Genomic DNA, 25,888 nt, shown 5'->3' on the forward strand with positions numbered 1-25,888 from the left:
CAGCTGCTGCACTCGTTCGTGTACAGCTACCAGGACCGCCACAAGCGCAAGGGCGACTTCCGTCGCCTGTGGATCCAGCGCATCAATGCCGCTGCCCGCGCTAACGGCCTGACTTACAACCGCCTCATTCAGGGCCTCAAGGCCGCCGAGGTCGAGGTTGACCGGCGCATGCTCGCCGAGCTCGCAGTCTCCGACGCGGCCGCGTTCGCCGCGCTCGTCGAGGTTGCCAAGAAGGCGCTCCCGTCGGACGTCAACGCTCCGGTGGCAGCGAAGTAGGCTTCGCCCCTGCGTTTCGGACGCCCGCACTGCCTCTCGGCAGTGCGGGCGTTCGCTTTGCACGCGTGCCTGTGCAGCGACCACCTCGGGCAGGGACCACCTCGGGCCCGACCACCTCGGGGCCGATCGGTTTAGGGTGGACCAGTGACTTCCATGACGAACCCGCGCGCCGACCGCGTCCGGGATGTCGCCAAGCTCGCCCAGCGTTCGGCCCGGCAACGGCGGGGACTGTTTCTCGCCGAGGGGCCCCAGGCGGTACGCGAGGCCTTGCGGCTCGATGCCCGTCGCCGCGAGGCACCCGCGGCGGAATCCGGCGTTGAACAGAGGCCGCTCGTCGCCGAGGTCTATGCGAGTGCCGCGTGCCTCGAGCGGTATCCGGAGCTGGATGATCTGGCAACTGCTACGGGCGCGCTCCGCCTCGCGACCGATGAGGTCCTCGCCGCCATGGCGGACACAGTGAACCCTCAGGGCATTGTCGCGGTATGCCGGTATCTCGATGTCTCGCTCGATGACGTCCTCGCCCGGTCGCCGCGCCTTGTTGCCGTCCTCTGCCGCGTCCAGGACCCCGGCAACGCTGGGACCATCCTGCGGGCCGCGGATGCGGCAGGTGCGGACGCGGTGGTCCTCACCGAGGGAAGCGTCGACGTCTACAACCCGAAGGCCGTCCGCAGCACCGCTGGGTCCCTGTTCCACGTGCCTGTCGTCACGGGGACGGACGCGGGCGGGCTCGTCGCGCGACTGCGCGACGCGGGGCTGGGCGTGCTGGCCGCCGACGGCTACGGAGCTGTCGACCTCGACACGTTGCAGGACGAAAGTGCGGGGCGTCGGCTCGGCACCGAGGCGAACGCTGCGCCCCAGGCGTCCCGGAACGCGCCGTCGTCGTACGCCCTCGAGGCTCCCACGGTGTGGCTCTTCGGCAACGAAGCCCAAGGCCTCTCCGATGAGGAGCTCGCGCTGGCGGACGCGAGGGTGGCCGTGCCCGTCTACGGGGAGGCCGAGAGCCTGAACGTGGGGACGGCGGCCACGGTGTGCCTGTATGCAAGCGCGCGGGCGCAGCGGCTTGGCGTCGGAGCGAACGGGTAGATTCAAAGTCATGTCGGATTCCGGGGGTCCCAAGGCGGTGGTCGCTGCGCTCGCGGCCAACCTCTCCATCGCGGCGATGAAGTTTGTCGCGTTCATCCTGACGTCTTCGTCGTCGATGCTCGCCGAGGCCATCCACTCGGTCGCCGACTCGGGCAACCAGATCCTGCTGCTCATTGGGGGGAAGCGCTCGGCCCGGCAGGCGAGCCCCCAGCACCCCTTCGGGTACGGCCGCGAACGCTACATCTACGCGTTCATCGTCTCGATCGTCCTGTTCACGGTCGGCGGCCTGTTCGCACTGTTCGAGGCGTGGGAGAAGTTCCAGCACCCGCACGGGATCGAGGGCCCCTGGTGGTGGGTCCCGCTCGCCATCCTCGTGGGCTCGATCATCGCCGAGGGCCTCTCGTTCCGAACCGCGATGGGCGCTTCGAGGCCCCACCGGGGCACGCAGAACCTCGTGCAGTTCGTCCGGTCGGCGAAGCAGCCGGAGCTTCCGGTCATCCTGCTCGAGGATTTCGGTGCGCTCGTCGGGCTTGCCTGCGCGCTGTTCGGGGTCTCGCTCACCCTCATCACCGGAAACGGGGTCTGGGACGCGGTCGGCACCGCGATGATCGGGATCCTGCTGGTCGTGATTGCTGCCGTCCTCGCGCTCGAGACGAGTTCGCTCCTGCTCGGCGAATCCGCAACGTCGGCGGACATCGCGAAGATCGAGTCCGCGCTCGAGAGCAATGGGACGCGGATCATCCACCTGCGCACCATGCACTTGGGCCCGGACGAGCTGCTCGTGGCGGCGAAGTTCAGCGTCGGCACGGCGTCGACGGGCGCCCAGATCGCGCAGGCGATCGACGACGCCGAGGCCCGCATCCGCGCCGCGGTTCCGAGCGCCCGCGTCATCTACCTCGAACCCGACATCCCCCGGGTCGGCTAGGGACTGCTCAGGCGAGCGGGCGACGCCGCTCGAGGCGCCCGCTCGCGGCGGCCACCCCGATGCCCAGGAGAGCGAGCACGGCGCCCACCCAGGCGGGTGCCGTGAACCCCCAGCCCCACCCGATGACGAGGCCGCCGAGGAACGCACCGAGTGCGTTGGCCACATTGAGCGCGGAGTGGTTGAGCGACGAGGCGAGAGTCGGTGCATCCGGTGCCGAGTCGAGAAGGCGGGTCTGCAGGGCGGGGATGAGGATCGAGCCGGAACCGCCCACGACGAACACCATGACAAGCGCCGTGGGCCACCACACGGCGCCGAGGGCGTAGAGCACCATGCAGACGGCCACGAGCGCAAGGCCACGGTAGATCGTGCCCATGACCGAACGGTCGGCGAGGCGGCCGCCCACGATGTTGCCCACCACCATGCCGAGTCCGTAGAGCGCGACGACGAGCGGCATGAGGTCCTCAGGCAGCCCCGCGACGCTCGTCATCGTGTGCGAGATGTACGTGTACGTGGCGAAGAAGCCGCCGAAGCCCACGACGCCGATCAGGAGGGCGAGCCACATCTGGGTGCGCGAGAGTGCGCGGAGTTCCCGGCGGATGCTGGCCTCGGGGTGCGCGCGCTCGAAGGGCACGAAGCGCCAGATCATCACCACGGCGGTCAGCCCGATGGCGGCGGTCAGGACGAACAGCAGACGCCAGCCGAAGGACTGTCCGAGCCACGTCGCGAAGGGGACGCCGAGGACGTTCGCGACAGTGAGCCCCGACATCACGGTCGCGATCGCCCAGCCCCGCTTCGTCGGAGCGACGAGTGAGGCGGCGAGCACGGCGGCCGCACCGAAGTAGGCGCCGTGGGGCAGGCCCGACGCGAACCGGGACACCAGCATCTGGCCGAATCCCGCCGCGAAGACGGAAGACAGGTTGGCGAGGCCGATGAACGCGGCGAGTCCCATCACCAGGACCTTGCGGGGGAGTCGCGCCCCCACGGCGGCGAGCACGGGGGCTCCGACGACGACGCCGAGGGCGTACGCCGAGATCAGTTCGCCCGCCTGCGGGGTGCTGATGGCGAGGCCCCGCTCGATCTCCTTGAGCAGGCCCATCGTCGTGAACTCGACGGTGCCGATGCCGAAGCCGCCGATCGCGAGAGCGAGCATGGCCCAGAACAGGGGCTTGGGGGCGAGGGGCGGCCTGTGGCTGAGGCTGTAGCCCAAGCCGGGGGACGGGCTCGGGGGCGCCGTGGGGGCGGAGTGCGGCGCGGTCCGCGCGTCGGATGTGGTCACGGTGGGCTTCAACCTCCCGGAACGCCCGCGCATTCCGCACGCACCTGCGGGCCACGGCCTAGACTTTGACGGTGCAGTCGAGGGATGGGCAGGACATAGTCCAGGTAGTGGGCGGGGCAATCGTCGATTCCCTCGCGCGCCCGACGCGGCTTCTCGCCGCCCGGCGGACCGCGCCGCCGGCCTTTGCGGGGATGTGGGAGTTCCCCGGCGGGAAGGTCGAGCAGGGCGAGTCCCACGAGGCGGCCCTGCACCGCGAGCTTGCCGAGGAGCTCGGGGTCCGCGTCCTGCTCGGTCACGAAGTCGCAGCCCCTCGCGCCGTTGGGTGGCCGCTCAACGCGAAGGCCGCGATGCGCGTGTGGTTTGCCGAGATCGTCGACGGTGACCCTGCCCCCCTCGAGGACCACGACGAGCTGCGTTGGGTGCCGCTGGACGACGTCGAGCGCCTCTCCGGGCTCGGGTGGATTCCCGCGGACCTTCCCATCGTCGGTGCCGTGCGCGCGGCGTGCCGAGCCCTGACCGGCAGGGCCTAGAAGAGCTCCTCCTGCACAGCCGCCGGACGGAGCATGATGCTGTTCTCAGGGCTGTCGCCTGCCGGGGTGCCGTTCATGCGGTGGCCGAAGCTCTCGGCACCCGCGAAGCGGTGGCGGGCCTTGGCGGCGTTGACGCGGCGCGCGAGCCACGTTCGGTAGTCCTTGGGCGCGTAGGCCCCGTTCCCATAGAGCCTCCGGTAGCGTCCGACGAGACGGGGGTGCTCGCGCGCGAGCCACTGCATGAACCATTCCTTGGTGCCCGGGCGCAGGTGGAGCGCGCCGGCCGTGACCCCAGTGGCACCGGCCGCGGCGAGGGCGCCGAACAGGGCATCGATGTGGTCCTCGCCGTCGGTGAGCCAGGGCAGGATCGGCATGGCCATGACCCCGCAGGGAAGCCCGGCGTCGCGCAGCTTGGAGACGAGCGACAACCGGGCCGACGGCGTCGGGGTGCCGGGCTCGATCACGGACTGGAGCTCGGGGTCGAGCATCGCGAGCGAGATCGAGGTGCCCACGGGCACGTGAGCGGCCGCTGCCTTGAGGAGCGGCAGGTCCCGGGCCAGGAGCGTCCCCTTGGTCAGGATCGAGAACGGGGTGCCCGATTCGGCGAGGGCACGGATGATGCCGGGCATGAGCGCATACCGGCCTTCGGCCCGTTGGTAGGGATCGGTGTTGGTGCCGAGTGCCACGTGCTCCCGCGACCACGAGGGGCGGGCGAGTTCGGCCTTCAGGACGTCGACGACGTTGACCTTGACCACCACCTGGCGATCGAAGTCCAAGCCCGCGTCGAGGTCCAGATAGGTGTGGGTGCCGCGCGCGAAGCAGTAGACGCAGGCGTGGCTGCACCCTCGGTAGGGATTGATCGTCCATCGAAACGGCATGGAGGACGCCGGCGGCACCTTGTTGAGCGCCGATCTGGCGGCGACCTCATGGAACGTGATGCCTTGGAACTCCGGCGTCCGGACGGCGCGGAGGAGCCCCGCGAGCGGGATGAGGGGAGCTCCCTCGGTGCTCGCTTCGGCCTCGCCCCGCGCTGTCTGCGTGTTCCATCGCATGGCCACTATTCGAATACATTTTCGAACACGCTGTCAAGCCTTCGCCGAGAGCCTCCACGTCGCGGAGACCGAGGCGCTGACGTCCGTCTCGCCAGCTTCGATCGGGAGGGGTTCGACCGAGCTGGCCAAAGCTGCACGGGCGAGCGGGATCGGTGCCCCGGGCGCGCTGAAGCCTGCAGCGTCGATCCGCAGGACCGCCCCCAAGGTGCGCCCCGCCCTGTGGGCGAGCCGCTCGGCTGCCGCCCGCGCGTCGTCGAACGCCGCCTCCTGCGCTGCCGCCTGAAGTCTCGAGCGATCGCTCACCTCAAGCGTCAGCCCGTGGACCCTGAGGGCGTCGCCCCCGGAGCGGACGACGGCGTCGAGCACCTCGGGCGTGCGCGCGAGCTCCCGGACGGTGATCGTCAGGCTCGTGCTCGCGACGTACGCGACGACCTGCTGCCCGCTGTTCTCGCGCCACACGGTCTCACCGCGGACGCTGAGGCCGCTCGTCGAGAGGTCGGCGCGCGGAACGCGCAGCCCGAGCACGCTGTCGACCACGCGTCGGGCCGCCCCGGACGCGCCCGCGTAGGCCTGGGCGAGGCCCGCGTCGCGCACCTCGACCGCGAGGCGCAGGATGGCGGCGTCCGGCGCGGAGCGGACGACGCCGACACCGGTCGTGCTGACAAGGTCGGGCTTGTGTACCACGCCTCTCACGCTAGCCGTGCACGGGCATCACGCACAGAGCCGAGGGGAACGTTCGCAGGAGACGAAACGGGCGAGACAGCGCGTCTACTAGACTGGGGGCGCAAACCCACCCGCTGCGTAAGAACGGTCCATGACTGATACATTGCCCGGCGCCACCGTCCCGGATCCTTTGGACGAGGCTGCCGTCACCGCCGCCGTCGAGCGCGCCCTCGAGGACATCTCGGGCGCGTCCACCCTGGACGAGCTCAAGGCCGTCCGGATCGCCCACACCGGGGAGAAGTCCCCCCTCGCGCTCGCCAACCGGGCCATCGGCTCGCTGCCGAAGGAGTCGAAGGCGAGCGCGGGCAAGATCGTGGGCTCAGCGCGCGGGCGCGTGAACAAGGCCATCGGTGAGCGCTCGGAGGTCCTCGAGGCGGAGAACGACGCCCGGATCCTGCTCGAAGAGACCGTCGACGTGACCGCCGCACCACGGCGTCGCCGCGCGGGCGCGCGGCACCCCCTTTCGACCCTCCAGGACCGGGTGAGCGACATCTTCGTGGGCATGGGGTGGGAGATCGCGGAGGGTCCCGAGGTCGAGTCCGAGTGGTTCAACTTCGACGCCCTCAACTTCAAGCCGGACCACCCCGCACGCGAGATGCAGGACACGTTCTTCGTCGATCCGCCGGAGCGGCACGTTCTCATGCGCACGCACACGTCGCCCGTCCAGGTCCGGGCGATGCTCGAGCGCGAGGTGCCGATCTACGTCCTGTGCCCCGGCAAGGTCTTCCGCACCGACGAGCTCGACGCGACGCACACGCCCGTCTTCCACCAGTTCGAGGGCCTCGCCGTCGACAAGGGGCTCAGCATGGCAGACCTGCGCGGGACCCTCGAGCACTTCGCGCGGCTCATGTTCGGCCAGGACGCCCAGATCCGGCTCCGCCCGAACTACTTCCCCTTCACGGAGCCGAGCGCCGAGCTCGACGTGTGGCACCCGGGTGCGAAGGGCGGCCCCCGGTGGATCGAATGGGGCGGCTGCGGCATGGTCAACCCCAATGTCCTCCGGGCAGCCGGCATTGACCCGGACGTCTACTCCGGGTTCGCCTTCGGCATGGGCATTGAGCGGACGCTCATGTTCCGCAACGACGTCGTCGACATGCGGGACATGATCGAGGGCGACGTCCGCTTCAGCGAGCACTTCGGGATGGAGATCTAGGGACATGCGAATCCCCCTTTCATGGCTGCGCGAGTACACGCAGCTCCCGGCGGACGCGACCGCCGAAGACCTCATGGCCGACCTGGTCTCCGTCGGGCTCGAGGAAGAGGCAGTCCACCGGCCCTCGGAGAGCATCAGCGGGCCGATTGTCGTGGGGCAGGTCCTGAGCCTCGTCAAGGAGCCCCAGTCCAACGGCAAGACGATCAACTGGTGCCAGGTCCGCGTCGTCCCGGAGGGCCACGAGCAGACGCTCACCGGCAAGGGCATCGACCCGTCCGGAGTCCAGGGCATCGTGTGCGGTGCACACAACTTCGTCGAGGGCGACAAGGTCGTCGTGACGCTCCCCGGCGCCACGCTGCCGGGCGACTTCCACATCGCGGCACGCAAGACCTACGGCCACGTCTCGGCCGGCATGATCGCTTCCGCCCGTGAGCTCGGCATCGGCGAGGACCACGACGGCATCATCGTGCTCTCGCGCCTCGGCCTCGACCCCGAGATCGGCACGGACGCCCTCGCCCTGTTCGGCCTGAACGACGAGGCGGCGGAGATCAACGTGACGCCCGACCGCAGCTACTGCTTCTCGATCCGGGGTATCGCCCGCGAATACGCGCACGCCACGGGGACGTCGTTCGAGGACCCGGCCACACGCGTGACGCCGCCGGCTTCCCTCGAAGGAGGCTACGACGTCGTCCTCGACGACCGTGCCCCGATCCACGGGGTGCTCGGGTGCGACCGCTTCGTGGCCCGCACCGTCCGGGGGATCGATCCGGCCCGGCCCACCCCGCAGTGGATGGTCTCACGCCTCCGGCTCTCGGGAGTCCGCTCGATCTCGCTGCCCGTCGACATCTCGAACTACGTCATGTTCGAGCTCGGCCAGCCGACCCACTGCTACGACCTCGACAAGCTCACGGGCACGATCACCGTGCGCCGGGCCGAGGAGGGCGAGAAGCTCGAGACGCTCGACGGCAAGGTCCGGGAGCTCGATCCTGAGGACCTGCTCATCACGGACGAGTCCGGGCCGATCGGCATCGCCGGCGTCATGGGGGGCGCCTCCACCGAATGCTCGGACACGACGGTCAACGTGCTCGTCGAGTCCGCCCACTTCGACACGGTCACGGTCGGCCGCTCCCGCCGTCGGCACAAGCTGCCCTCGGAAGCGTCAAAGCGCTTCGAGCGGGGCGTCGACTGGCAGGTCGCTGATGAAGCAGCGCAGCGCGTCGTGGATCTGCTGGTCGAACTCGGCGGCGGCGTCGAGGACGAGGCCGGCACCGACGTCGGCAGCGCGCCCGAGCCGTCGCAGATCCTCCTGCCCGGGGCGTTCGCCTCGGAACGGATCGGCATGGAGTTCAGCGAGGAGCTCATCGCGCGGACGCTCGGCGACTTGGGAGCCGCAGTCGAGCGGCGAGGCGCCGACTACCTCGTGACGCCGCCGAGCTGGCGGCTCGACCTCGAGACCAAGGAGGATCTCTCCGAAGAGATCGCGCGGCTCGTCGGCTACGACAAGATCCCTTCGCGCCTCCCGGTCGCCCCTCCCGGCCGCGGCCTGACGAGGGTCCAGCAGCAACGCAGGCGCCTCATGCAGGCGCTCGCCGACGCGGGCCTGACCGAGGTCCTTGCCTACCCCTTCGTCTCGGAGGCAGCGAACGAGACATTCGGCGTCGCTGAAGCCGGCGCCCCCCGCCCCGCCGTCAGGCTGGCGAATCCGCTCAGCGAGGAGCTCGGCTGGCTGCGGACGTCGATGCTGCCGGGCCTCCTGGAGGTCGCCAAGCGCAACCATTCTCGGGGCTTCCGCGACCTCGCGCTCTTCGAGGCAGGACTCGTGTTCCTCCCCGAGGACGGACTGATCGGCACGCCGTCCATCCCGCCGCTCGGAGCGTTGCCCACCGACGACGTCCTCGACCGCCTCGAGGGAGGCCTCCCGCGCCAGCCGCTCCACGTTGGCGCCGTCTTCACCGGCCACGACTCGCCGGCGGCCGCCAACCATACGCCCCGGCTCTGGGACTGGTCGGACGCCATCGACTTCGCGCGTCTCGCGGCGGACGTGCTGGGTGTGGACCTCGTCGTGACCCAAGGTGCCCACCAGGCCTTCCACCCGGGCCGCACGGCGCAGCTCGCTTTGCGCACGGGCGAGGTCGTCGGCTACGCGGGCGAGCTCCACCCGAAGCTGCTCGCGGCGCACGACCTGCCCGCGCGTTCGGTCGCGCTCGAATTCGACGCGGACGCGCTGTTCGAGGCCGCCCCGGACGTCATCGTCGCGAAGCACATCTCCACGTTCCCGGTGGCTACCCAAGACGTCGCGCTCATCGTCGACGCGGAGGTCCCGGCCGACGACGTCAAGGAGGCGCTGCGCGAGGGTGCAGGGGAGCTCCTCGAGGAGGTGCACCTCTTCGACGTGTACGCGGGCCAAGGCATCGGCGAAGGCAAGAAGTCGCTGGCCTTCGGTCTCCGCTTCCGGGCCGCAGACCGAACGCTCACCGCCGACGAGGCCTCCGAGGCCAGGGCGGCGGCTGTTGCGCGCGCGGCCGAACGCTTCGGGGCCGTGCAGCGCTGAGCCTGCCGGAACGTGAGGCGGCCGGAACGACCGGGCCGCGGCGCTCGATGATTCTGCGGGCCCTGCAGGTGCGGGGTGAGCAGCCTCTCGGGACCGTGGGTGAACCGACGGTCGGGGAGGCCCAGCGGGCCAAGGCGATGGCGGACCCTCGGGCCGCGTACGAGTTCACTCTCGCGCGCCTCGCGCTCCGGGGGCTCGTCGCGGAGCTGCTCGGGATTGACCCCCGGCTCATCGTCCCCGCGTACGAGTGCCCCGAATGCGGCACAGGCGAACACGGTGCACCGGGCTTCGTCCTCCGCGACGGCGACGGCGACGGCGGCCGCGGCGACAGCCTGCCGATCGCGGCGAGCGCGTCGAGAGCGGGCGGATGGGCACTGTTCGCAGCCGAGGTGATCGACGGCGGCGCGCGGCCGCGGCTCGGCGTCGACCTCGCCGCCGTCGGGGACTTCCGGCGCTCGATCCCGGACGCTGCCTTCACCGCGGCCGAGCGGCGCCGTGTGTCCACGGCCCCTGACGCTCCCGCCGAGGCTGCACGGCTCTGGGCCCGGAAGGAGGCCCTCCTCAAGGCGCGCGGCGAGGGCCTGCGCACGGACCCCGCGACGGTGGAAACCCTTGAGGACGCCCGCGTCGTCGACCTTTCCCCGCGCGCGCTCGGACTCCCCGACGGTCTGGCGGCGGCGCTCGCCGTCGTCAGGCGCTGATGGCGTCCTGCTCGGGCAGGGCCGGGAGCTCGCGGCAGTACAGCCACCGATCCAGGACTCGCGCGGCGTCGAAGCCGGGGACCTTGCCGCAGACCCGGTCGAGCACGGCGACGAGGTCTGGCGTCGACGCATTCCCGTGACGGTAGTCGGATCCGAAGGTCCGGAGCGAGGCGAAGAAGAGCCCATCGCCCACGGCGCAGCGGACGGCGTGCAGCGCGAGCGCCCCTCGCTTGTAGACGCGGTCGTCGAACATGAGGTGGGGGCCCGGGCGCCCGATCTCGAGGTCCTGCGGTTCATCCTTGAGGTACCGCCATGCAGCAGTGGCGCGTTCGCTCGCCGACCGCAGGCCCGCGCGCTCGCTCCACAGCCACTCGGCGTAGCACGCGAAGCCCTCATGGAGCCAGATGTCCTGCCACCGCACCACGGTCACCGAGTTGCCGAACCACTGATGGGCGAGCTCGTGGGCGAGCAGCCGCTGCGCCTCCCACGTCGGCTTGATGTGGTTAGGCCCCACGATGGAGAGGGTCTGCGACTCGAGCGGGATCTCGAGTTCGTCCTCGGTGACGACGACCGTGTAGTCGCGGAAGGCATACGGCCCGAACAGCTCGGTGAACAGCTCCAGCATCCGCACCTGGTCCTTGAGCCCTGCCTGGGCTTCCGCGAGGAGGCCGGGAGGAACCGCGGCCCCCACGCGGACCGGCCGGCCGCCCTCCGTGGGGCACTCGCCGAGCTCGATGCCGCGATAGCGTCCGATCAGCAGGGTCGCGAGATAGGGCGCCATGGGCTCGCGCTGCTCGTACACCCACGTTTCGCGGCTCGACTTCCTGCGCTGGCCGACGAGGAGGCCGTTCGAGACGGCACGGTACCCCGCGTCGACCGTCGCCGAGACGCGGAAGGACGCTTTCTGGGTCGGGTGGTCGTTGCACGGGAACCAGGTGGGCGCCCCCGTGGGCTGCCCCGCGACGAGGACGCCGTCCTCGAGCTCCTCCCAGCCGATCTCGCCCCAGACGCCGCGGACGGGGCGCGGGGTGCCCTCGTAACGGACGTCGAGCTCGAAGGCGCGACCGGCGGGAATCGCGGCGCGCAGCTTGACGATGAGCTGGTCGCCGCGCTGCGTCGCCTTCGCGGCCTTCGCCCCGTTGACGTGCACCTTGGCGGCCTTGAGGCCCGCGAGGCTCAGGACGACGGCGTCGACGTCCCCGCGCGCCTCGGCGAGGATGCGCGCGCGTCCCTCGAGCCGGTTGCTCGAGAGCTTGACGTCAAGGTCGAGGTCGTAGTGCCGGACGCGATACGCATCGGTTCCGTGCCCAGGCGTGTACGGATCGAGGACCTCGGAGCTGGGGCTCTTCGCGGGGCTCACGGGCGCGGCGCCTTTGGCTCGGCCCACGGGACCACGGGGTTGCCGCGCCAATAGGTGCCCGCGGGGACGTGCTCGCCACGCATGACGAGCGACGCCGGCCCGACGGTGCCGCCGCGACCGATCGCCGCCCCGGGCAGGATCACCCCGTGGGGACCCATGGTGGCGCCCTCGGCGAGCGTCACGCGGTCGATGCTCATGATGCGGTCGTGGAACAGGTGCGTCTGGATCACGCACCCGCGGTTCACGGTCGAGCTCGGGCCGAGCTCCACGAGGTCCGCCTCCGGAAGCCAGTAGCTTTCGCACCACGCTCCGCGCCCGATCCGCGCGCCGAGGGCCCGCAGCCACCAGACGAGGGCGGGCGTGCCGGCTGCGGCGCGGGCGAACCACGGGGCCGCAACCATCTCGACAAACGTGTCCACGACCTCGTTCCGCCACACGAACGAACTCCACAGGGGATGCTCCCCGGCACGAATGCGGCCGACGAGCGCCCACTTGGCGAGGACAGCCGCACCCGCGGCGACGGCGCCGGCCGCGAGCATGACGGCACCGCACAGGAGAGCGGCGGCCGGGTAGCCCCAGGTCCCGGCGAGCCAGTCCAGGGCCGCAAGGACGACGACGGCGATCGCGACCGTGACCACGACCGGCACTGCGCGGCACAGCTCCCAGAAGCCGCGGGCGAGCTTGAGCCGCGCCGGCGGATTGAACGTGCGGCTCGCGTCGGCCTCGACGGACGTCCGACGCAGCCGGACGGGTGGGCTGCCGAGCCAGGACGAGCCGGACTTCGCCTTCTTGGGCGTCGCCGACAGCACCGCGACGAGCCCGTCCTTCGGCACCGAGCGGCCAGGCGCCGTCATGCCCGAGTTCCCGAGGAACGCGCGTTTGCCGACCTTCGCCGGGGCGATGCGGAGCCAGCCGCCGCCGAGCTCATACGAGGCGACCATCGTGTCGTCGGCGAGGAACGCGCCCTCGCCGACGGTGGTCATCTTGGGCACGAGGAGCACGGTCGAGGCCTCGACGTTCCTGCCGATGTCCGCCCCGAGCAGCCGAAGCCACGTGGGCGTGAAGAGGCTCGCGTAGAGCGGGAACAGGAGGTCGCGGGCCAAGTCCAGGACCCGCTCGGTCGCCCAGACCTGCCAGCCGACGCGGCTGCGGACGGGATAGGTGCCTTCGCGAAGGCCGATTCCCAGAAGGCGGGTCGAGCCGGCGACGAGAAGCAGATTCGACACGAACCAGACGGCCGCCGCGAGCGGGGCCGCTGCCAGGAGCGAGGGGAGGGCCGCGTGGAGGGTCCCGTGGCCTGCGGCCGCCCACGCGAGGACTGCGCCCGCTGCGGCGCCCGAAGCGTAGGGGATGAGCGCAAGGAGCGTGGAGGCCGCCCCGAAGGCGGCGATCCAGAGGCCCTCGGCGAGGGCCGATCGATCGGGGCGGTCGGGCCACTCGGGCTTGGCCTTCCCCACCCGACGTGCCGGGGAGCCGGCGACCCGAAGGCCTGCCTTGATCTTCCCAGAGACCGCCGAGCCCGGGTCCACGACGGCGTTCGCACCCACCTGGGCACCCGGGAGGAGGGTGGAGCGGGAGCCGATGGTCGCGCCCGCACCGATGCGTACCGCACCGACGTACACCGAGTCGCCGTCGACCCACCAGCCGGCCAAGTCCACCTCGGGCTCGACCGAGGCCCCGTCCCCGATGGAGAGCATCCCCGTGACCGGCGGCACCGAGTGCAGCACGACATTCCGTCCGATGGTCGCGCCGAGGGCGCGCGCGTAATAGGGGACCCAGGGGGCGCTCGCGAGGCTCACGGCCTGTGACAGGTCGGAGATCTGCTCGGCGAGCCACAGCCTGAGGTGGACGCTCCCCGAACGCGGGTAGCGGCCGGGTGAGACCCCGCGCAGCAGCAGCCGTGCCGCCCCGACGGCGATCGCCATCCGCCCCAACGGGCTCACGAAGACGAGCCACGAGGCCCCGACCCACCACCAGGAGACGGACGGCGCTGCCGCGACGCTGCCGCTCGGAGCGAGCACCGAGGCGAGCAGGTTGTTGGTGGCCATGAGATACGTCAGCCAGCGCATGCCGACGAGGATGAAGAGCGGGACGCCCAGCAGGGTCTGGGCGAGCTGGGTGCGCCCCGACGTGGGGGCCACCGAGCGGTCGACGGCGGGTGCGCCGCCGTGCGGGGCCGCACCCAGCACGGCTTCCATGAGCGCGCCCAGCCTTGGGTGCGAGTACACGTCCGCGACCGTGACCGTCGGGTAGCGGTGGCGCAGTGCTGAGACCAGCTGAGCGGCCGCGAGGGAGCCGCCGCCTGCCGCGAAGAAATCGGCGTCGAGGCCGGCGGGCTTGGCGCCGAGCACGCCGCCCCACTGTTCGAGGATCCACGCGGCGTCCTCGGGCAGCTCGAGGTCTTCCTCCGTGCCCTGCTCCGTGCCGGGAAGGGGCCAGGGCAGCGCATTGCGGTCGACCTTGCCGCTCGTCTTGGTCGGGAGGGAGTCGACGACGGCGAGCAGGGGCACGAGGGCCGCGGGGAGGGCGCGCGTCAGCCGTCTTCTCGCATCGGCGAGGTCCGGCGGCGCGCCGTCCCCGGCCGCGAGGTAGCCGACGAGGATCTGGTTCCCGGCCGCCGTCGTCCGCACCGCCGCCGCCGCGCCGGCGATGCCCGGAAGGGCCTGGAGAGCGGAGTCCACTTCGCCGAGTTCGATGCGGCGGCCGCCCAGTTTGACCTGGTCGTCGGCGCGGCCCTGGAAGAGGAGGCCTTCCGGCTCGAACTTCACGAGGTCGCCGGAGCGGTACGCGCGCTCCCAGCCGAGGGGCGCGAGCGGGGCGTACTTGGCAGCGTCCTTCTCTGGGTCGAGATAGCGCGCAAGCCCGACGCCGCCGATGATGAGCTCGCCCACGCCGCCTTCGGGGACGGGCACGCCGTGCGGGTCGACGACGGCGAGGTCCCAGCCGTCGAGCGGCAGCCCGATGCGTACGGGGCCCTCGCCGCCGAGCAGCGCCGCACACGCGACAACCGTGGCCTCGGTCGGGCCGTAGGTGTTCCACACCTCCCGGCCCTCCACGGCGAGCCGCTGCGCGAGTTCGGGCGGGCACGCTTCGCCTCCGAAGATGAGCAGGCGGACGTTCTCGAGCGCTTCGGCGGGCCACAGCGCCGCGAGCGTCGGGACGGTGGAGACGACGGTGATCCCTCGCGCCACGAGCCATGGTCCCAGGTCCATGCCGGTCCGCACGAGCGAGCGTGGGGCCGGGACGAGGCATGCGCCGTGCCGCCACGCGAGCCACATCTCCTCGCACGAGGCGTCGAACGCGACGGAGAGGCCCGCGAGCACGCGGTCCTCGGGTCCGATGGGCTCCGCTCGGAGGAACAGCCGCGCCTCGGCGTCCACGAACGCTCCGGCCGAGCGGTGCTGCACGGCCACGCCCTTGGGAGTGCCGGTGGAGCCCGAGGTGAAGATGATCCACGCGTCGTCCTCGAGGCGCGGCAGCCGCGGGGAGGGGAACGGCCGAGGGCGCGTCTTGTCGGCGACCACCTCGCCCTCGCCCCTGAGGATCCCGGCGACCTCGGCCTCGGCGAACACGAGCTTCGCACGCTCGGCGGGGTCGTCGGCGTCCACGGGGACGTAGGCGGCGCCCACCATGAGGGTCGCGAGGATCGCGACGTAGAGGTCGCACGTCCCCGAGGGAATCCGGATGCCGATCCGGTCGCCCGCGCCGAGCCCCGCGGCGTGGAGCTTCCTGCCGAGAGCGCGGACCTCCACGATGAGCTCGGCGTAGCTGAGCACCCGGGTTCCGTCGTCGAGCGCGGGTGCCTCGGGGAACGCATCCGCAGTGGCGAGCAGGATCTCGACGAGGGTCCGGGCCGGCGGGGTGCGCGTGGACCCGGGCATCTGGGGGAGGTGCACCGACCCGGACGGGCCGACGGCGACGGACTGGGTATCGCTCACGGTGGCGATGGCTGTCGAAGTGACCGGGCCGTCAGGGAACCAGCAGGACTTTGCCGGTCGTCGCCCGGCCCTCGAGCGCCCGGTGGGCGTCGCCGGCCTCGCTGAGCGGGAACGTCGCGCCGACCCGCACCGAGAGCGAACCGTCCGCCGCAGCGCCGAACACTTCCGAGGAGCGCCACAGCCGCTCCTGCGGATTGAGCAGGTGGTGCTTGAGGGTCGGGCGGGTGAGGAATAGCGATCCTCCGGCATTGAGCCGCTGAGGGTCCACAGGCGGCACGGGGCCCGACGCCGCGCCGAACAGCACGAGGTATCCGCGGATCCGGAGGCTCGCAAGCGAGCCGTCGAACGTATCCCGGCCCACGCCGTCGTACACCACGTCGACGCCCGCGCCGCCTGTGAGGTCGCGGACATGTTCCGAGAACTGGGAGTACTTGAGGACGTGGTCAGCGCCGGCCTCGGAGGCGAGCTGGGCCTTCTCGTCCGTCGAGACGGTCGTGAGGACGCGGGCGCCCTTGGCCTTGAGCAGCTGGATGAGGAGCAGCCCGACGCCGCCTGCACCCGCGTGGACGAGTGCCGTCTGGCCCGGCTCGACCCGGAACGTCGAGTTGATGAGGTAATGCGCGGTCATGCCCTGGAGGGGGAGGGCGGCTGCGGTCTCGAGGTCGAGGCCGTCCGGGACGGGGAGCGCCTTGTCCGCGTCCACGAGCATGTACTCGGCGTAGGCGTGCCGCCCCTCGGCGGTTGCCACCCTGTCTCCGACTCCGTAGCCCTCAACGCCTTCGCCGACTTCCTCGACCGTCCCGGACGCCTCGTCGCCGGGGGTGAACGGGAACGGGACGTTGTAGATGCCCTGGCGCTGGTAGGTCTCGATGAAGTTGACGCCGGTCGCGGCGATCTTGACCAGAAGCTGACCGGGGCCCGGCTGGGGCCGCTCGACCTCCTGGGGAACCAGGACTTCGGGTCCGCCCGGCTCGGTGGCGACGATGGCTTTCATCATGGAGTCTTCCTCTTTCCAGCGTTGCTTCATGAGTTCTCGTCCCGACCCATCCTAAGGAGGGCCACCACCGATTCTTTCATGCCCAGACAGAGCACGTGCATAAATATTGATAGTTCTGCATAAGTTTGCCTATAGTGGCCGGGTGACTATTACCGCAGCAGTGTCCGGGGCCAGCGGCTACGCCGGGGGAGAGGTCCTCCGCCTGCTGGCCAACCACCCTGACATCGAAATTGGTGCCATCACCGCGCACAGCAGCGCGGGAAGCAGGCTCGGCGAGCTCCAGCCCCATCTCCTCTCCCTCGCGGACCGCACGATCACCGACACGACCGCGGAGAACCTCGCAGGGCACGACGTCGTGTTCCTCGCGCTCCCGCACGGGGCCTCGGCCGCCGTCGCCGCCGAGCTTCCCGACGACACTCTGGTCATCGACGCCGGGGCCGACCACCGGCTCGAGGACCCCGAGGCGTGGTTCAAGTTCTACCGTTCGGAGCATGCGGGCACGTGGCCGTACGGGCTTCCGGAGCTCCTGGTGGGCAGGGGGATGCGCCAACGCGAGAAGCTTCGGGGCGCCCGCCGCATTGCCGTTCCCGGCTGCTACCCGACGTCCGCCCTCCTCGCCCTCGTGCCGGGCTTCGCCGCTGGCCTGCTCGAGCCGCACGACGTCGTCATCGTCTCAGCCTCGGGAACCTCCGGCGCGGGCAAGTCCGTCAAGCCCCACCTGCTCGGCTCCGAGGTCATGGGCTCCATGAGCCCCTACGGCGTGGGGGGCGGTCACCGGCATACGCCGGAGATCGAGCAGGGGCTCTCGAACGCCGCGGGCGAATCCGTCCAGATCTCGTTCACCCCGACGCTCGCCCCCATGAGCCGCGGCATCCTGACCACCGCGACGGCACGCGTCAGGCAGGGCGTCGACGGCGCGGCCCTGCGCGAGGCGTGGACTGCCGCGTACGCGGACGAGGCCTTCATCCACGTCCTGCCCGAGGGGCAGTGGCCGGCCACCCAGATGGTCCTCGGCTCGAACAACGTGGCCATCCAGCTCGCGTTCGACGAGCACGCGGGCCGCGTCGTCGTGAGCTCCGTGATCGACAACCTCACCAAGGGCACCGCGGGTGGCGCGGTGCAGTCCATGAACATCGCGCTGGGGCTCCCCGAGGGCGCCGGCCTCGCACAGCTGGGAGTCGCACCGTGACCGTCACCGCACCCAAGGGCTTCCGGGCCGCCGGAGTCACCGCCGGCCTCAAGGCGTCGGGCAAGCCGGATCTGGCACTCGTCGTGAACGACGGCCCGGACAAGAACGCCGCCGCCGTCTTCACCTCGAACCGGGTGGCCGCTGCACCCGTCCGCTGGTCGCGCCAAGCCGTCAGCGACGGACGCGCGGACGCGGTCGTCCTCAACTCGGGCGGGGCCAACGCATGCACCGGTCCGCAGGGCTTCCAGAACGCGCACAGGATGGCCGAGAAGACGGCCGACACGCTGGGCGTCTCGGCCGCGGACGTCGTCGTCTGCTCGACCGGCCTCATCGGTGAGCAGCTTCCGATGGACAAGGTGCTCCAGGGAATCGACGCAGCCTCGGGCGCGCTCGCGGACGACGGCGGGCACGCGGCCGCCGTCGCCATCATGACGACCGACACCGTCCCCAAGGAAGCCGTCTTCAGCGGGTCGGACGCCGAGGGGACGGCCTACACCATCGGCGGGATCGCCAAGGGTGCCGGCATGCTCGCGCCGGGCCTCGCGACCATGCTCGTGGTCCTCACAACCGACGCCGCGACCGCGCCGGGGATGCTCGACGCCGCCCTCCGCGACGCCACGCGGGTGACCTTCGACCGGGCGGACTCCGACGGCTGCATGTCGACCAACGACACCGTGGTGCTGCTCGCGTCCGGGGCGTCCGGCGCCGTGCCCGCCGCCGCGGACTTCACCGCCGGGCTCACCCAGGTCTGCGCCGAGCTCGCGCGCAAGCTCATCGGCGACGCGGAGGGCGCGAGCCACGACATCGCGATCCGCGCGTTCAACGCGGCCTCCGAGAGCGACGCCGAAGTGGTCGCACGCGCCGTCGCCCGCTCGAACCTGTTCAAGACGGCGATCTTCGGCAAGGACCCGAACTGGGGCCGCGTCCTCTCGGCCGTCGGCACGACCGACGCCGTCTTCGACCCGGACGAGCTGAGCGTCACGATCAACGGCGTCCAGGTGTGCCAGAAGGGGGGCATCGGCGAGGACCGTTCGCGCGTCGACCTCGAGCCGCGCGAGGTGCTCGTCGAGATCGACCTCCAGGCCGGGGAAGCAGAGGCGACGATCCTGACCAACGACCTCACGCACGACTATGTGCATGAGAACAGCGCCTACTCGAGCTGAGGCCCCCTCATGACAAGCGCAAACATCCGCCTCGCGATGGACAAGGCCGCCACCCTCATCGAGGCGCTGCCCTGGATCCAGAAGTTCGCGGGCAGCACCATGGTGGTCAAGTACGGCGGCAACGCCATGGTGAACGACGAGCTCCGGCGGGCGTTCGCCGAGGACATCGTGTTCCTCCACCACGTAGGGATCCGGCCCGTCGTCGTCCACGGCGGCGGCCCCCAGATCAACGCGATGCTCCAGCGCGTGGGGATCGAGAGCGAGTTCAAGGGCGGCCTGAGGGTCACCACCCCAGAAGCGATGGACGTGGTCCGCATGGTGCTCACGGGACAGGTCGGGCGCGAGCTCGTCGGGCTCATCAACTCCCACGGTCCGTACGCAGTCGGGCTCTCGGGGGAGGATGCGGGTCTGCTGCGCGCCGTCCGCACCGGCGCCGAAGTCGACGGCGAGGAAGTCGACCTCGGGCTCGTCGGCGAGGTGGTCGGGGTCGATCCGGCCGCCGTGCACGACATCCTCGAGGCGGGACGCATTCCGGTCATCTCGACGGTGGCCCCCGAAGTCACCATCGACGACGCGGCCGACGCCGCTGGAGACTACAGGCCCACCGGGCAAGTCCTCAACGTCAACGCCGACACCGCGGCAGCCGCCGTCGCCGTCGCCCTCGGTGCGTCGCGGCTCGTGGTGCTCACGGACGTCGAGGGCCTCTACCGCAACTGGCCGGACAGGGATTCGCTCGTCTCGCAGATCTCGGCCTCCGAGCTGCGGGACATGCTCCCCAGCCTCGAATCGGGCATGATCCCCAAGATGAGGGCGTGCCTCAAGGCAGTGACGGAAGGCGTGGACCGCGCCGCGATCGTCGACGGACGCAGCCCCCACACCATGCTGCTCGAGATCTTCACCGATGCCGGCGTCGGCACGCAGGTGGTACCTGACGAGGAAGGAATGGCATGAGCACCCCCCCAATCCACGAACCTGAGCACGTCGCCGAGCTCGTGGGGGCTTCGAGCGGCGAAGCGTGGCTCGCACGCTACTCGAACTCCCTCATGGGCGTCTTCGGCACGCCCCAGCGCGTGCTCGTACGCGGCCAGGGCTGCTACGTCTGGGACGCCGACGGCAAGCAGTACCTCGACCTGCTCGGCGGCATCGCCGTCAACGCGCTGGGCCACGCGCACCCCTTCGTCACGAGCGTCATCTCGTCCCAGCTCGCGACGCTCGGGCACGTCTCGAATTTCTTCACGAGCCCGACCCAAGTCGCGCTCGCGGAGAAGCTGCTCGAGATCGTCCACGCCCCCGCCGGTTCCAAGGTCTTCTTCGCGAACTCGGGCACGGAGGCGAACGAGGCGGCGTTCAAGCTCGCGCGGAGGAACGGCGGCGAGAGCCAGTCGGGGCGGCGGACCAAGATCGTCGCGCTCGAGGGAGCCTTCCACGGCCGCACCATGGGCGCCCTGGCCCTGACGGCCAAGAAGGCGTACCGCGAGCCGTTCGCACCGCTGCCCGGCGGCGTCGTCCACATCCCGTTCGGCGACCTCGACGCGCTCCGCGCGGCGGTCGACGAGACGACGCAGGCCCTCTTCCTCGAGCCGATCCAGGGAGAGGCGGGTGTGATCCCGCTCCCCGAGGGCTATCTCGCGGAGGCCCGCAGGATCACCCGTGAGGCCGGGGCCCTCCTCATTGTCGACGAGGTCCAGACCGGAATGGGAAGGACAGGGTCCTGGCTCGCGATCGACGGCTCCGGAATCCTCCCCGACGCCGTGTCCCTCGCCAAGGGTCTCGGCGGCGGCTTCCCGATCGGGGCCCTCATCACGTTCGGTCCAGAGAACAGCGCACTCCTTGCGGCAGGCCAGCACGGCACGACGTTCGGCGGCAACCCGGTCGCCACGGCCGCCGCGCTCGCGACGCTCCACACGATCGAGAGCCAAGGCGTGCTCGAGCACGTCCGCTCCGTGGGGGAGCACCTCCGGGCCGAGCTCGAGCGGCTGCCCGAGGTCACGGACGTGCGCGGACGCGGCCTCCTCATCGGCTTCGACCTCGCGGGTCCCGGTGGGGACACCGCAGCGGTGCCCGCCGGCGCGAACCTGGCCGCCGCCGTCGTCGATGCGGCCCTCGCTGCGGGCTTCATCGTGAACGCGCCGGGACCGCGAACCATCCGCCTCGCCCCGCCGCTCATCCTCACCGCCGAGCAGGCGGACACGTTCCTGGCCGCGCTGCCGGGCCTCGTCGAGGCTGCGGCGTCAGCACTCACGCAGAAGGATCCGTCATGACAGCACAAGCCTCGAGGGCAGTCCGGCACTTCCTCAAGGACACCGACCTGAGCCCGGCCGAGCAGGGCGAAGTCCTCGACCTCGCCCTGCGGCTCAAGGCCGCACCCTACTCGGCACAGCCGCTCGCCGCCCCCGGCAGCGCGCGCAAGACGGTCGCCGTCATCTTCGACAAGACGTCGACCCGGACGCGCGTCTCCTTCTCGACCGGGGTCTCCGATCTCGGTGGGACGCCGCTCATCATCAACCCCGGGGAGAGCCAGATCGGCCACAAGGAATCCGTCGAGGACACGGCGCGGGTCCTCGAGCGGATGGTTGCCGCGATCGTCTGGCGAACCGGGGCGCATCAGGGCCTGATCGACATGGCGGCCCATTCGCGTGTTCCGGTCGTGAACGCGCTCTGCGACGACTACCACCCCTGCCAGCTGCTTGCGGACCTCCTCACCGTCCTCGAGCACAAGGGAAGGCTCGCGGGCCTCTCGATGGCGTATCTGGGCGACGCAGCCAACAACATGGCGAACTCGTACCTGCTGGCGGGCGTGACCGCCGGGATGCACGTCAGGATCGCGGGACCGGAGGGCTACCTTCCGGCCCCGGGCGTTGTAGCCGAGGCGGAGGCTGTGGCGAGGGAGACCGGTGGTTCCGTGCTTGTGACGGCCGACGCGGCGGCGGCCCTCGAAGGCGCCGACGTGGTCGCGACGGATACCTGGGTCTCGATGGGCCAGGAAGCCGAGAAGGAGGCCCGGATGACGCTCTTCCGCGACTACAGCATCGACGCGGCCGCGATGGGCAAGGCGGCCGAGGACGCAATCTTCCTCCACTGCCTCCCGGCCTACCGCGGCTACGAGGTCGCGGGCGATGTGATCGACGGTCCCCAGTCGGTCGTGTGGGACGAGGCGGAGAACCGCCTGCACGCCCAGAAGGCCCTGCTCGCGTGGCTCCTCCACCGTTCCGGCCAGGCCCGGGTGGAGGGCCTGGACTGATGTGGCGAGCCTCATGAGCGTCGCTCCCGGGCCCGCGCCTCAGACCAAGGCGGCCCGCCAGGCGCGGATCCGCGCGATTCTGGGGGGCCAGTCCGTGCGCTCGCAGGCGGAGCTCGCGGCGCTCCTCGCCGACGACGGCGTGCAGGTCACCCAGGCCACGCTCTCGCGCGATCTGGTCGAGATCGGCGCGGTCCGCGTCCGCGGGGCCGACGGCGGACTGGTCTACGCGGTGCGGGGTGAGGGCGGCGACCGCAGCCCGCGCATCGGACTCGATCCCGAGGTGCTCGACGCGAGGCTCGCGAAACTGTGCGCCGAGCTCCTCGTGACGGCCGAGGCAAGCGCGAACATCGTCGTCCTCCGCACCCCTCCGGGGGCGGCGAACTTCCTCGCGCTCGCGATCGACCATTCGGTCATCCCGTCGGTCCTCGGCACCCTCGCGGGCGACGACACGGTCATGATCGTCACGCGCGACCCGCTGGGCGGCGAGGCCGTCGCGGCGCGATTCCTCGAGCTTGCTTCCCAAGGCGCCTGACTGGGCGGGACGATGGGGCCATGACAGCGTCTAACGAGGCAGCCTCCGGCATGACCGTGCCCAACCTTGCATCCTCCGACATGGGGGGTGTGGACCGGATCGAGAAGTCCATCGACATCGCGGCCCCGCCCGAGCGCGTCTTCGCCCTCGTGTCCGAGCCGGGCTGGTTCATCAACGACGGCGAATACCGCGCGCACGAAATCGACCGAGACGGCGACGTGAGCCTCGTGCACGATCCTGTCCACGGCGATTTCGGTATCCTCACCGTGGCCCTCGAAGCACCTCGCCTCGCGGTCTTCCGCTGGGTCGGGGAAGGCGCAGGGTCGACGCTGCTCGAGTTCTCCGTTGAGGAGAGCGACGGCGGGTCGCGGCTCCGCGTGGTCGAGACCGGCTTCGCGTCCCTCCCGGGCAGCGATGCGGACAGGCGGGCGGCGCTCGAGGGGAACAGCCAAGGGTGGGACATCGAGCTGGAGGTCGCGCGCACGGTGTGCGAGAGCGCTGCATAGGTATGTAAACTTCTGAATAATCATTCGTTCAGCCTCACCTACTTCAAGGAGAAACCGTGAAGGATCGCATCATCCTTGCCTATTCGGGCGGCCTCGACACGTCCGTGGCGATCGGCTGGATCGCTGATGCCACCGGCGCCGAGGTCGTCGCCGTGGCCGTCGACGTCGGGCAGGGCGGCGAGGACCTCGAGACGGTCCGCCAGCGCGCCCTCGGCTGCGGCGCTGTCGAGGCCTATGTCGCCGACGCCCGCGACGAGTTCGCCGACGAGTACTGCATGCCGACCCTCAAGGCGAACGCCCTCTACCAGGGGCACTACCCGCTCGTGTCGGCCATCTCCCGCCCGGTCATCGTCAAGCACCTCGTCAAGGCCGCACGCGAATTCGGCGCGACGACCGTTGCCCACGGCTGCACCGGCAAGGGCAATGACCAGGTCCGCTTCGAGGTCGGCATCCAGACCCTCGGTCCGGACCTGAAGTGCATCGCCCCGGTCCGCGACCTCGCCCTGACCCGTGACAAGGCCATCGCCTATGCGGAGGAGAAGCACCTCCCCATCATCACGACGAAGAAGAACCCCTACTCGATCGACCAGAACGTGTGGGGCCGTGCGATCGAGACGGGTTACCTCGAGGACATCTGGAATGCCCCGACCAAGGACATCTACGACTACACGCAGAGCCCCGAGTTCCCCCCGGCGCCCGACGAGGTCACGATCACGTTCAAGGAGGGCGTCCCCACCGCCCTCGACGGCGTCGAGCACACTCCGCTGCAGATCATCCAGGAGCTCAACCGCCGAGCGGGCGCACAGGGCGTAGGCCGCATCGACGTGGTCGAGGACCGCCTCGTCGGCATCAAGAGCCGCGAGATCTACGAGGCCCCCGGAGCGATGGCCCTGATCACCGCCCACAAGCACCTCGAGGACGTCACGATCGAGCGCGAGCATGCACGCTTCAAGGCCACGGTCGGGCAGCGCTGGTCCGAGCTCGTGTACGACGGCCAGTGGTTCTCCCCGCTCAAGCGGGCGCTCGACGTCTTCATCGACGACAGCCAGAAGTATGTCTCCGGCGAGATCCGCATGGTCCTGCACGCCGGCACCGCGGTCGTGAACGGCCGGCGCTCCGACACTTCGCTCTACGACTTCAGCCTCGCGACCTACGACACCGGCGACACGTTCGACCAGTCGAGCGCGAAGGGCTTCATCGACATCTGGGGCATGGCCTCCAAGGTTGCCTCGGGCCGCGACCAGCGCGTCGCGGGGGAGTAGGGCCCGTGGCTCAGGAGAAGTCCGCGACGAACGAAGGCGCGCTGTGGGGCGGGCGCTTCGCCGGCGGGCCGGCGGACGCGCTCGCGGCGCTCAGCAAGTCGACCCACTTCGACTGGCGCCTCGCGCGCTACGACATCGCGGGCTCCCGCGCGCATGCCCGCGTCCTCCACCGCGCTGGGCTGCTCGACGACGGGGAACTCGCCGCGATGATCGCGGCACTCGACGAGCTCGACGCCGACGTCGCCTCGGGGGCATACCAGCCCGCCGAGTCCGACGAGGATGTCCACGGATCGCTGGAGCGCGGCCTCATCGAACGAGCAGGTGCCCAGCTGGGCGGCAAGCTGCGTGCCGGCCGCTCGCGCAACGACCAGGTGGCGACGCTCGGGCGCATGTTCCTCCGTGACCACGCGCGGCTCATCGCACGCGGCGTGCTCGGCACGGTCGACGCGCTCGTCGCCCAGGCTGAGGCGCACCCCAACGCGGCCATGCCGGGGCGCACCCACCTCCAGCACGCCCAGCCCGTCCTCCTGAGCCACCACCTGCTCGCCCACGCGTGGGCCCTGCTTCGCGACGTGCAGCGCCTCCAGGACTGGGACAGGCGCGCCGCCGTATCGCCGTACGGCTCGGGCGCGCTCGCGGGCTCGTCGCTCGGCCTCGACCCGGAGGCCGTCGCGGCGGACCTGGGCTTCGACTCTGCCGTGCACAATTCCATCGACGGAACCGCCTCACGCGACGTCTTCGCGGAATTCGCGTGGGTCGCGGCCATGATCGGGGTGGACCTCTCGCGGATCAGCGAGGAGGTCATCCTGTGGGCCACGAAGGAGTTCTCCTTCGTCACGCTCGACGACGCCTTCTCGACCGGTTCGTCGATCATGCCCCAGAAGAAGAACCCTGATGTCGCCGAGCTCGCGCGAGGCAAGGCCGGGCGCCTCATCGGCGATCTGGCAGGGCTCCTCGCCACGCTCAAGGGCCTCCCGCTCGCGTACAACCGGGACCTCCAGGAGGACAAGGAGCCCGTCTTCGATGCGGCCGACACCCTCGAGCTGCTGCTTCCCGCCGTCTCGGGGATGATCGCGACGCTCTCATTCAACACCGAACGCATGGCCTCGCTCGCCCCGCAGGGTTTCGCCCTCGCGACCGACGTCGCCGAATGGCTCGTGCGGCAGGGGGTGCCGTTCCGGGAGGCTCACGAACTCTCTGGCGCAGCGGTGCGAAAGGCCGAGAGCCGCGGCGTCGAGCTCTGGGACCTCACGGACGAGGAATACTCGGCCATCAGTCCCGCTCTCACGCCCGAGGTCCGCTCGGTCCTCAGCACGGAGGGCTCGCTCGCGAGCCGCAGCGCACAAGGCGGCACCGCGCCGTCGGCCGTTTCGCGGCAGCTCGACACCCTCAAGGCACAGCTGGGGGAGGCGCGAGGCTTCGCCGGCTGA

The 25,888-nt window shown here is 70.8% G+C and carries 22 protein-coding genes; 16 read left to right on the forward strand and 6 right to left on the reverse strand.

What is annotated here, in order from left to right:
* The 3 genes from rplT to V7053_RS08155 all read left to right on the forward strand — a co-directional run.
* The coding region (rplT, locus tag V7053_RS08145) for a 50S ribosomal protein L20 (protein ID WP_334171775.1) at window positions 1–276 on the forward strand (276 nt) is incomplete at its 5' end.
* A gap of 153 nt (window positions 277–429) precedes the next feature.
* Complete coding sequence (locus tag V7053_RS08150) at window positions 430–1,359, forward strand: TrmH family RNA methyltransferase (protein WP_334171799.1); 930 nt, start codon at window positions 430–432, stop codon at window positions 1,357–1,359.
* Between the two features lie 10 nt (window positions 1,360–1,369).
* Window positions 1,370–2,284 (forward strand): cation diffusion facilitator family transporter, encoded by a 915-nt coding sequence (locus tag V7053_RS08155; RefSeq protein ID WP_334171776.1) that lies wholly within the window; start codon window positions 1,370–1,372, stop codon window positions 2,282–2,284.
* Between the two features lie 7 nt (window positions 2,285–2,291).
* Here the strand turns inward: V7053_RS08155 and V7053_RS08160 are convergent, their stop codons facing one another.
* Window positions 2,292–3,434 (reverse strand): MFS transporter, encoded by a 1,143-nt coding sequence (locus V7053_RS08160; protein ID WP_334171800.1) that lies wholly within the window; start codon window positions 3,432–3,434, stop codon window positions 2,292–2,294.
* Between the two features lie 197 nt (window positions 3,435–3,631).
* Between V7053_RS08160 and V7053_RS08165 the strand changes: the two genes are divergently transcribed.
* Complete coding sequence (locus tag V7053_RS08165; RefSeq protein WP_334171777.1) at window positions 3,632–4,090, forward strand: (deoxy)nucleoside triphosphate pyrophosphohydrolase; 459 nt, start codon at window positions 3,632–3,634, stop codon at window positions 4,088–4,090.
* On the opposite strand, the gene V7053_RS08170 is transcribed toward V7053_RS08165, so the two are convergent.
* Both V7053_RS08170 and V7053_RS08175 read right to left on the reverse strand, forming a co-directional pair.
* On the reverse strand, window positions 4,087–5,142 hold the full coding sequence (locus V7053_RS08170; protein WP_334171778.1) for an Rv2578c family radical SAM protein: 1,056 nt from the start codon (window positions 5,140–5,142) through the stop codon (window positions 4,087–4,089). The genes V7053_RS08165 and V7053_RS08170 overlap by 4 nt on opposite strands.
* Before the next feature lie 33 nt (window positions 5,143–5,175).
* On the reverse strand, window positions 5,176–5,826 hold the full coding sequence (locus V7053_RS08175) for an SIMPL domain-containing protein (protein ID WP_334171779.1): 651 nt from the start codon (window positions 5,824–5,826) through the stop codon (window positions 5,176–5,178).
* Between the two features lie 130 nt (window positions 5,827–5,956).
* On the opposite strand from V7053_RS08175, the gene pheS reads away from it, so the two are divergent.
* The 3 genes from pheS to V7053_RS08190 all read left to right on the forward strand — a co-directional run bounded on the left by pheS (window position 5,957) and on the right by V7053_RS08190 (window position 10,270).
* Window positions 5,957–7,018 (forward strand): phenylalanine--tRNA ligase subunit alpha, encoded by a 1,062-nt coding sequence (gene pheS, locus V7053_RS08180; RefSeq protein WP_334171780.1) that lies wholly within the window; start codon window positions 5,957–5,959, stop codon window positions 7,016–7,018.
* A gap of 4 nt (window positions 7,019–7,022) precedes the next feature.
* Window positions 7,023–9,569 carry a phenylalanine--tRNA ligase subunit beta gene (pheT, locus tag V7053_RS08185; RefSeq protein ID WP_334171781.1) on the forward strand — a complete coding sequence of 849 codons (2,547 nt, stop codon included), beginning with the start codon at window positions 7,023–7,025 and terminating at the stop codon, window positions 9,567–9,569.
* Between the two features lie 95 nt (window positions 9,570–9,664).
* Entirely contained in the window at window positions 9,665–10,270 is a 606-nt protein-coding gene (locus tag V7053_RS08190) for a 4'-phosphopantetheinyl transferase family protein (protein ID WP_334171782.1), read from the forward strand.
* Here the strand turns inward: V7053_RS08190 and V7053_RS08195 are convergent.
* From V7053_RS08195 to V7053_RS08205, 3 genes are all read right to left on the reverse strand, one after another.
* On the reverse strand, window positions 10,260–11,630 hold the full coding sequence (locus V7053_RS08195; protein ID WP_334171783.1) for a M1 family metallopeptidase: 1,371 nt from the start codon (window positions 11,628–11,630) through the stop codon (window positions 10,260–10,262). The genes V7053_RS08190 and V7053_RS08195 overlap by 11 nt on opposite strands.
* Window positions 11,627–15,511, reverse strand: a complete 3,885-nt coding sequence (locus tag V7053_RS08200; RefSeq protein WP_334171801.1) for a Pls/PosA family non-ribosomal peptide synthetase — start codon at window positions 15,509–15,511, stop codon at window positions 11,627–11,629. The genes V7053_RS08195 and V7053_RS08200 overlap by 4 nt, the downstream gene beginning before the upstream one ends.
* Before the next feature lie 88 nt (window positions 15,512–15,599).
* On the reverse strand, window positions 15,600–16,565 hold the full coding sequence (locus V7053_RS08205; protein ID WP_334171784.1) for a quinone oxidoreductase family protein: 966 nt from the start codon (window positions 16,563–16,565) through the stop codon (window positions 15,600–15,602).
* A 142-nt stretch (window positions 16,566–16,707) separates the two neighbouring features.
* Here V7053_RS08205 and argC point away from each other — a divergent pair, with 142 nt between their 5' ends.
* Genes argC through argH form a run of 9 tightly spaced genes read left to right on the forward strand, consistent with a single transcriptional unit; the run spans window position 16,708 to window position 25,888 of the window.
* Window positions 16,708–17,754, forward strand: coding sequence for an N-acetyl-gamma-glutamyl-phosphate reductase (argC, locus tag V7053_RS08210; protein WP_334171785.1), 1,047 nt, complete (start codon window positions 16,708–16,710; stop codon window positions 17,752–17,754).
* Window positions 17,751–18,917: a bifunctional glutamate N-acetyltransferase/amino-acid acetyltransferase ArgJ gene (argJ, locus tag V7053_RS08215; protein WP_334171786.1), complete on the forward strand. Its 1,167-nt coding sequence runs from the start codon at window positions 17,751–17,753 to the stop codon at window positions 18,915–18,917. Before argC ends, argJ begins: the two co-directional genes overlap by 4 nt.
* Window positions 18,918–18,926: 9 nt before the next feature.
* Window positions 18,927–19,868: an acetylglutamate kinase gene (gene argB / locus V7053_RS08220; protein ID WP_334171787.1), complete on the forward strand. Its 942-nt coding sequence runs from the start codon at window positions 18,927–18,929 to the stop codon at window positions 19,866–19,868.
* A complete protein-coding gene (locus tag V7053_RS08225; RefSeq protein ID WP_334171788.1) occupies window positions 19,865–21,178 on the forward strand; it encodes an acetylornithine transaminase in 1,314 nt (437 codons plus the stop codon). The genes argB and V7053_RS08225 overlap by 4 nt, the downstream gene beginning before the upstream one ends.
* Entirely contained in the window at window positions 21,175–22,158 is a 984-nt protein-coding gene (gene argF / locus V7053_RS08230; protein WP_334171789.1) for an ornithine carbamoyltransferase, read from the forward strand. The genes V7053_RS08225 and argF overlap by 4 nt, the downstream gene beginning before the upstream one ends.
* A gap of 13 nt (window positions 22,159–22,171) precedes the next feature.
* A complete protein-coding gene (locus V7053_RS08235; protein WP_334171790.1) occupies window positions 22,172–22,690 on the forward strand; it encodes an arginine repressor in 519 nt (172 codons plus the stop codon).
* A gap of 20 nt (window positions 22,691–22,710) precedes the next feature.
* Window positions 22,711–23,196, forward strand: coding sequence for an SRPBCC domain-containing protein (locus V7053_RS08240; protein ID WP_334171791.1), 486 nt, complete (start codon window positions 22,711–22,713; stop codon window positions 23,194–23,196).
* A gap of 56 nt (window positions 23,197–23,252) precedes the next feature.
* Window positions 23,253–24,458, forward strand: coding sequence for an argininosuccinate synthase (locus V7053_RS08245; protein WP_334171792.1), 1,206 nt, complete (start codon window positions 23,253–23,255; stop codon window positions 24,456–24,458).
* Window positions 24,459–24,463: 5 nt separating this feature from the next.
* Window positions 24,464–25,888: an argininosuccinate lyase gene (argH, locus tag V7053_RS08250; RefSeq protein WP_334171793.1), complete on the forward strand. Its 1,425-nt coding sequence runs from the start codon at window positions 24,464–24,466 to the stop codon at window positions 25,886–25,888.

Source organism: Sinomonas sp. (genome assembly GCF_036848755.1).
Taxonomy (GTDB): Bacteria; Actinomycetota; Actinomycetes; order Actinomycetales; family Micrococcaceae; genus Sinomonas.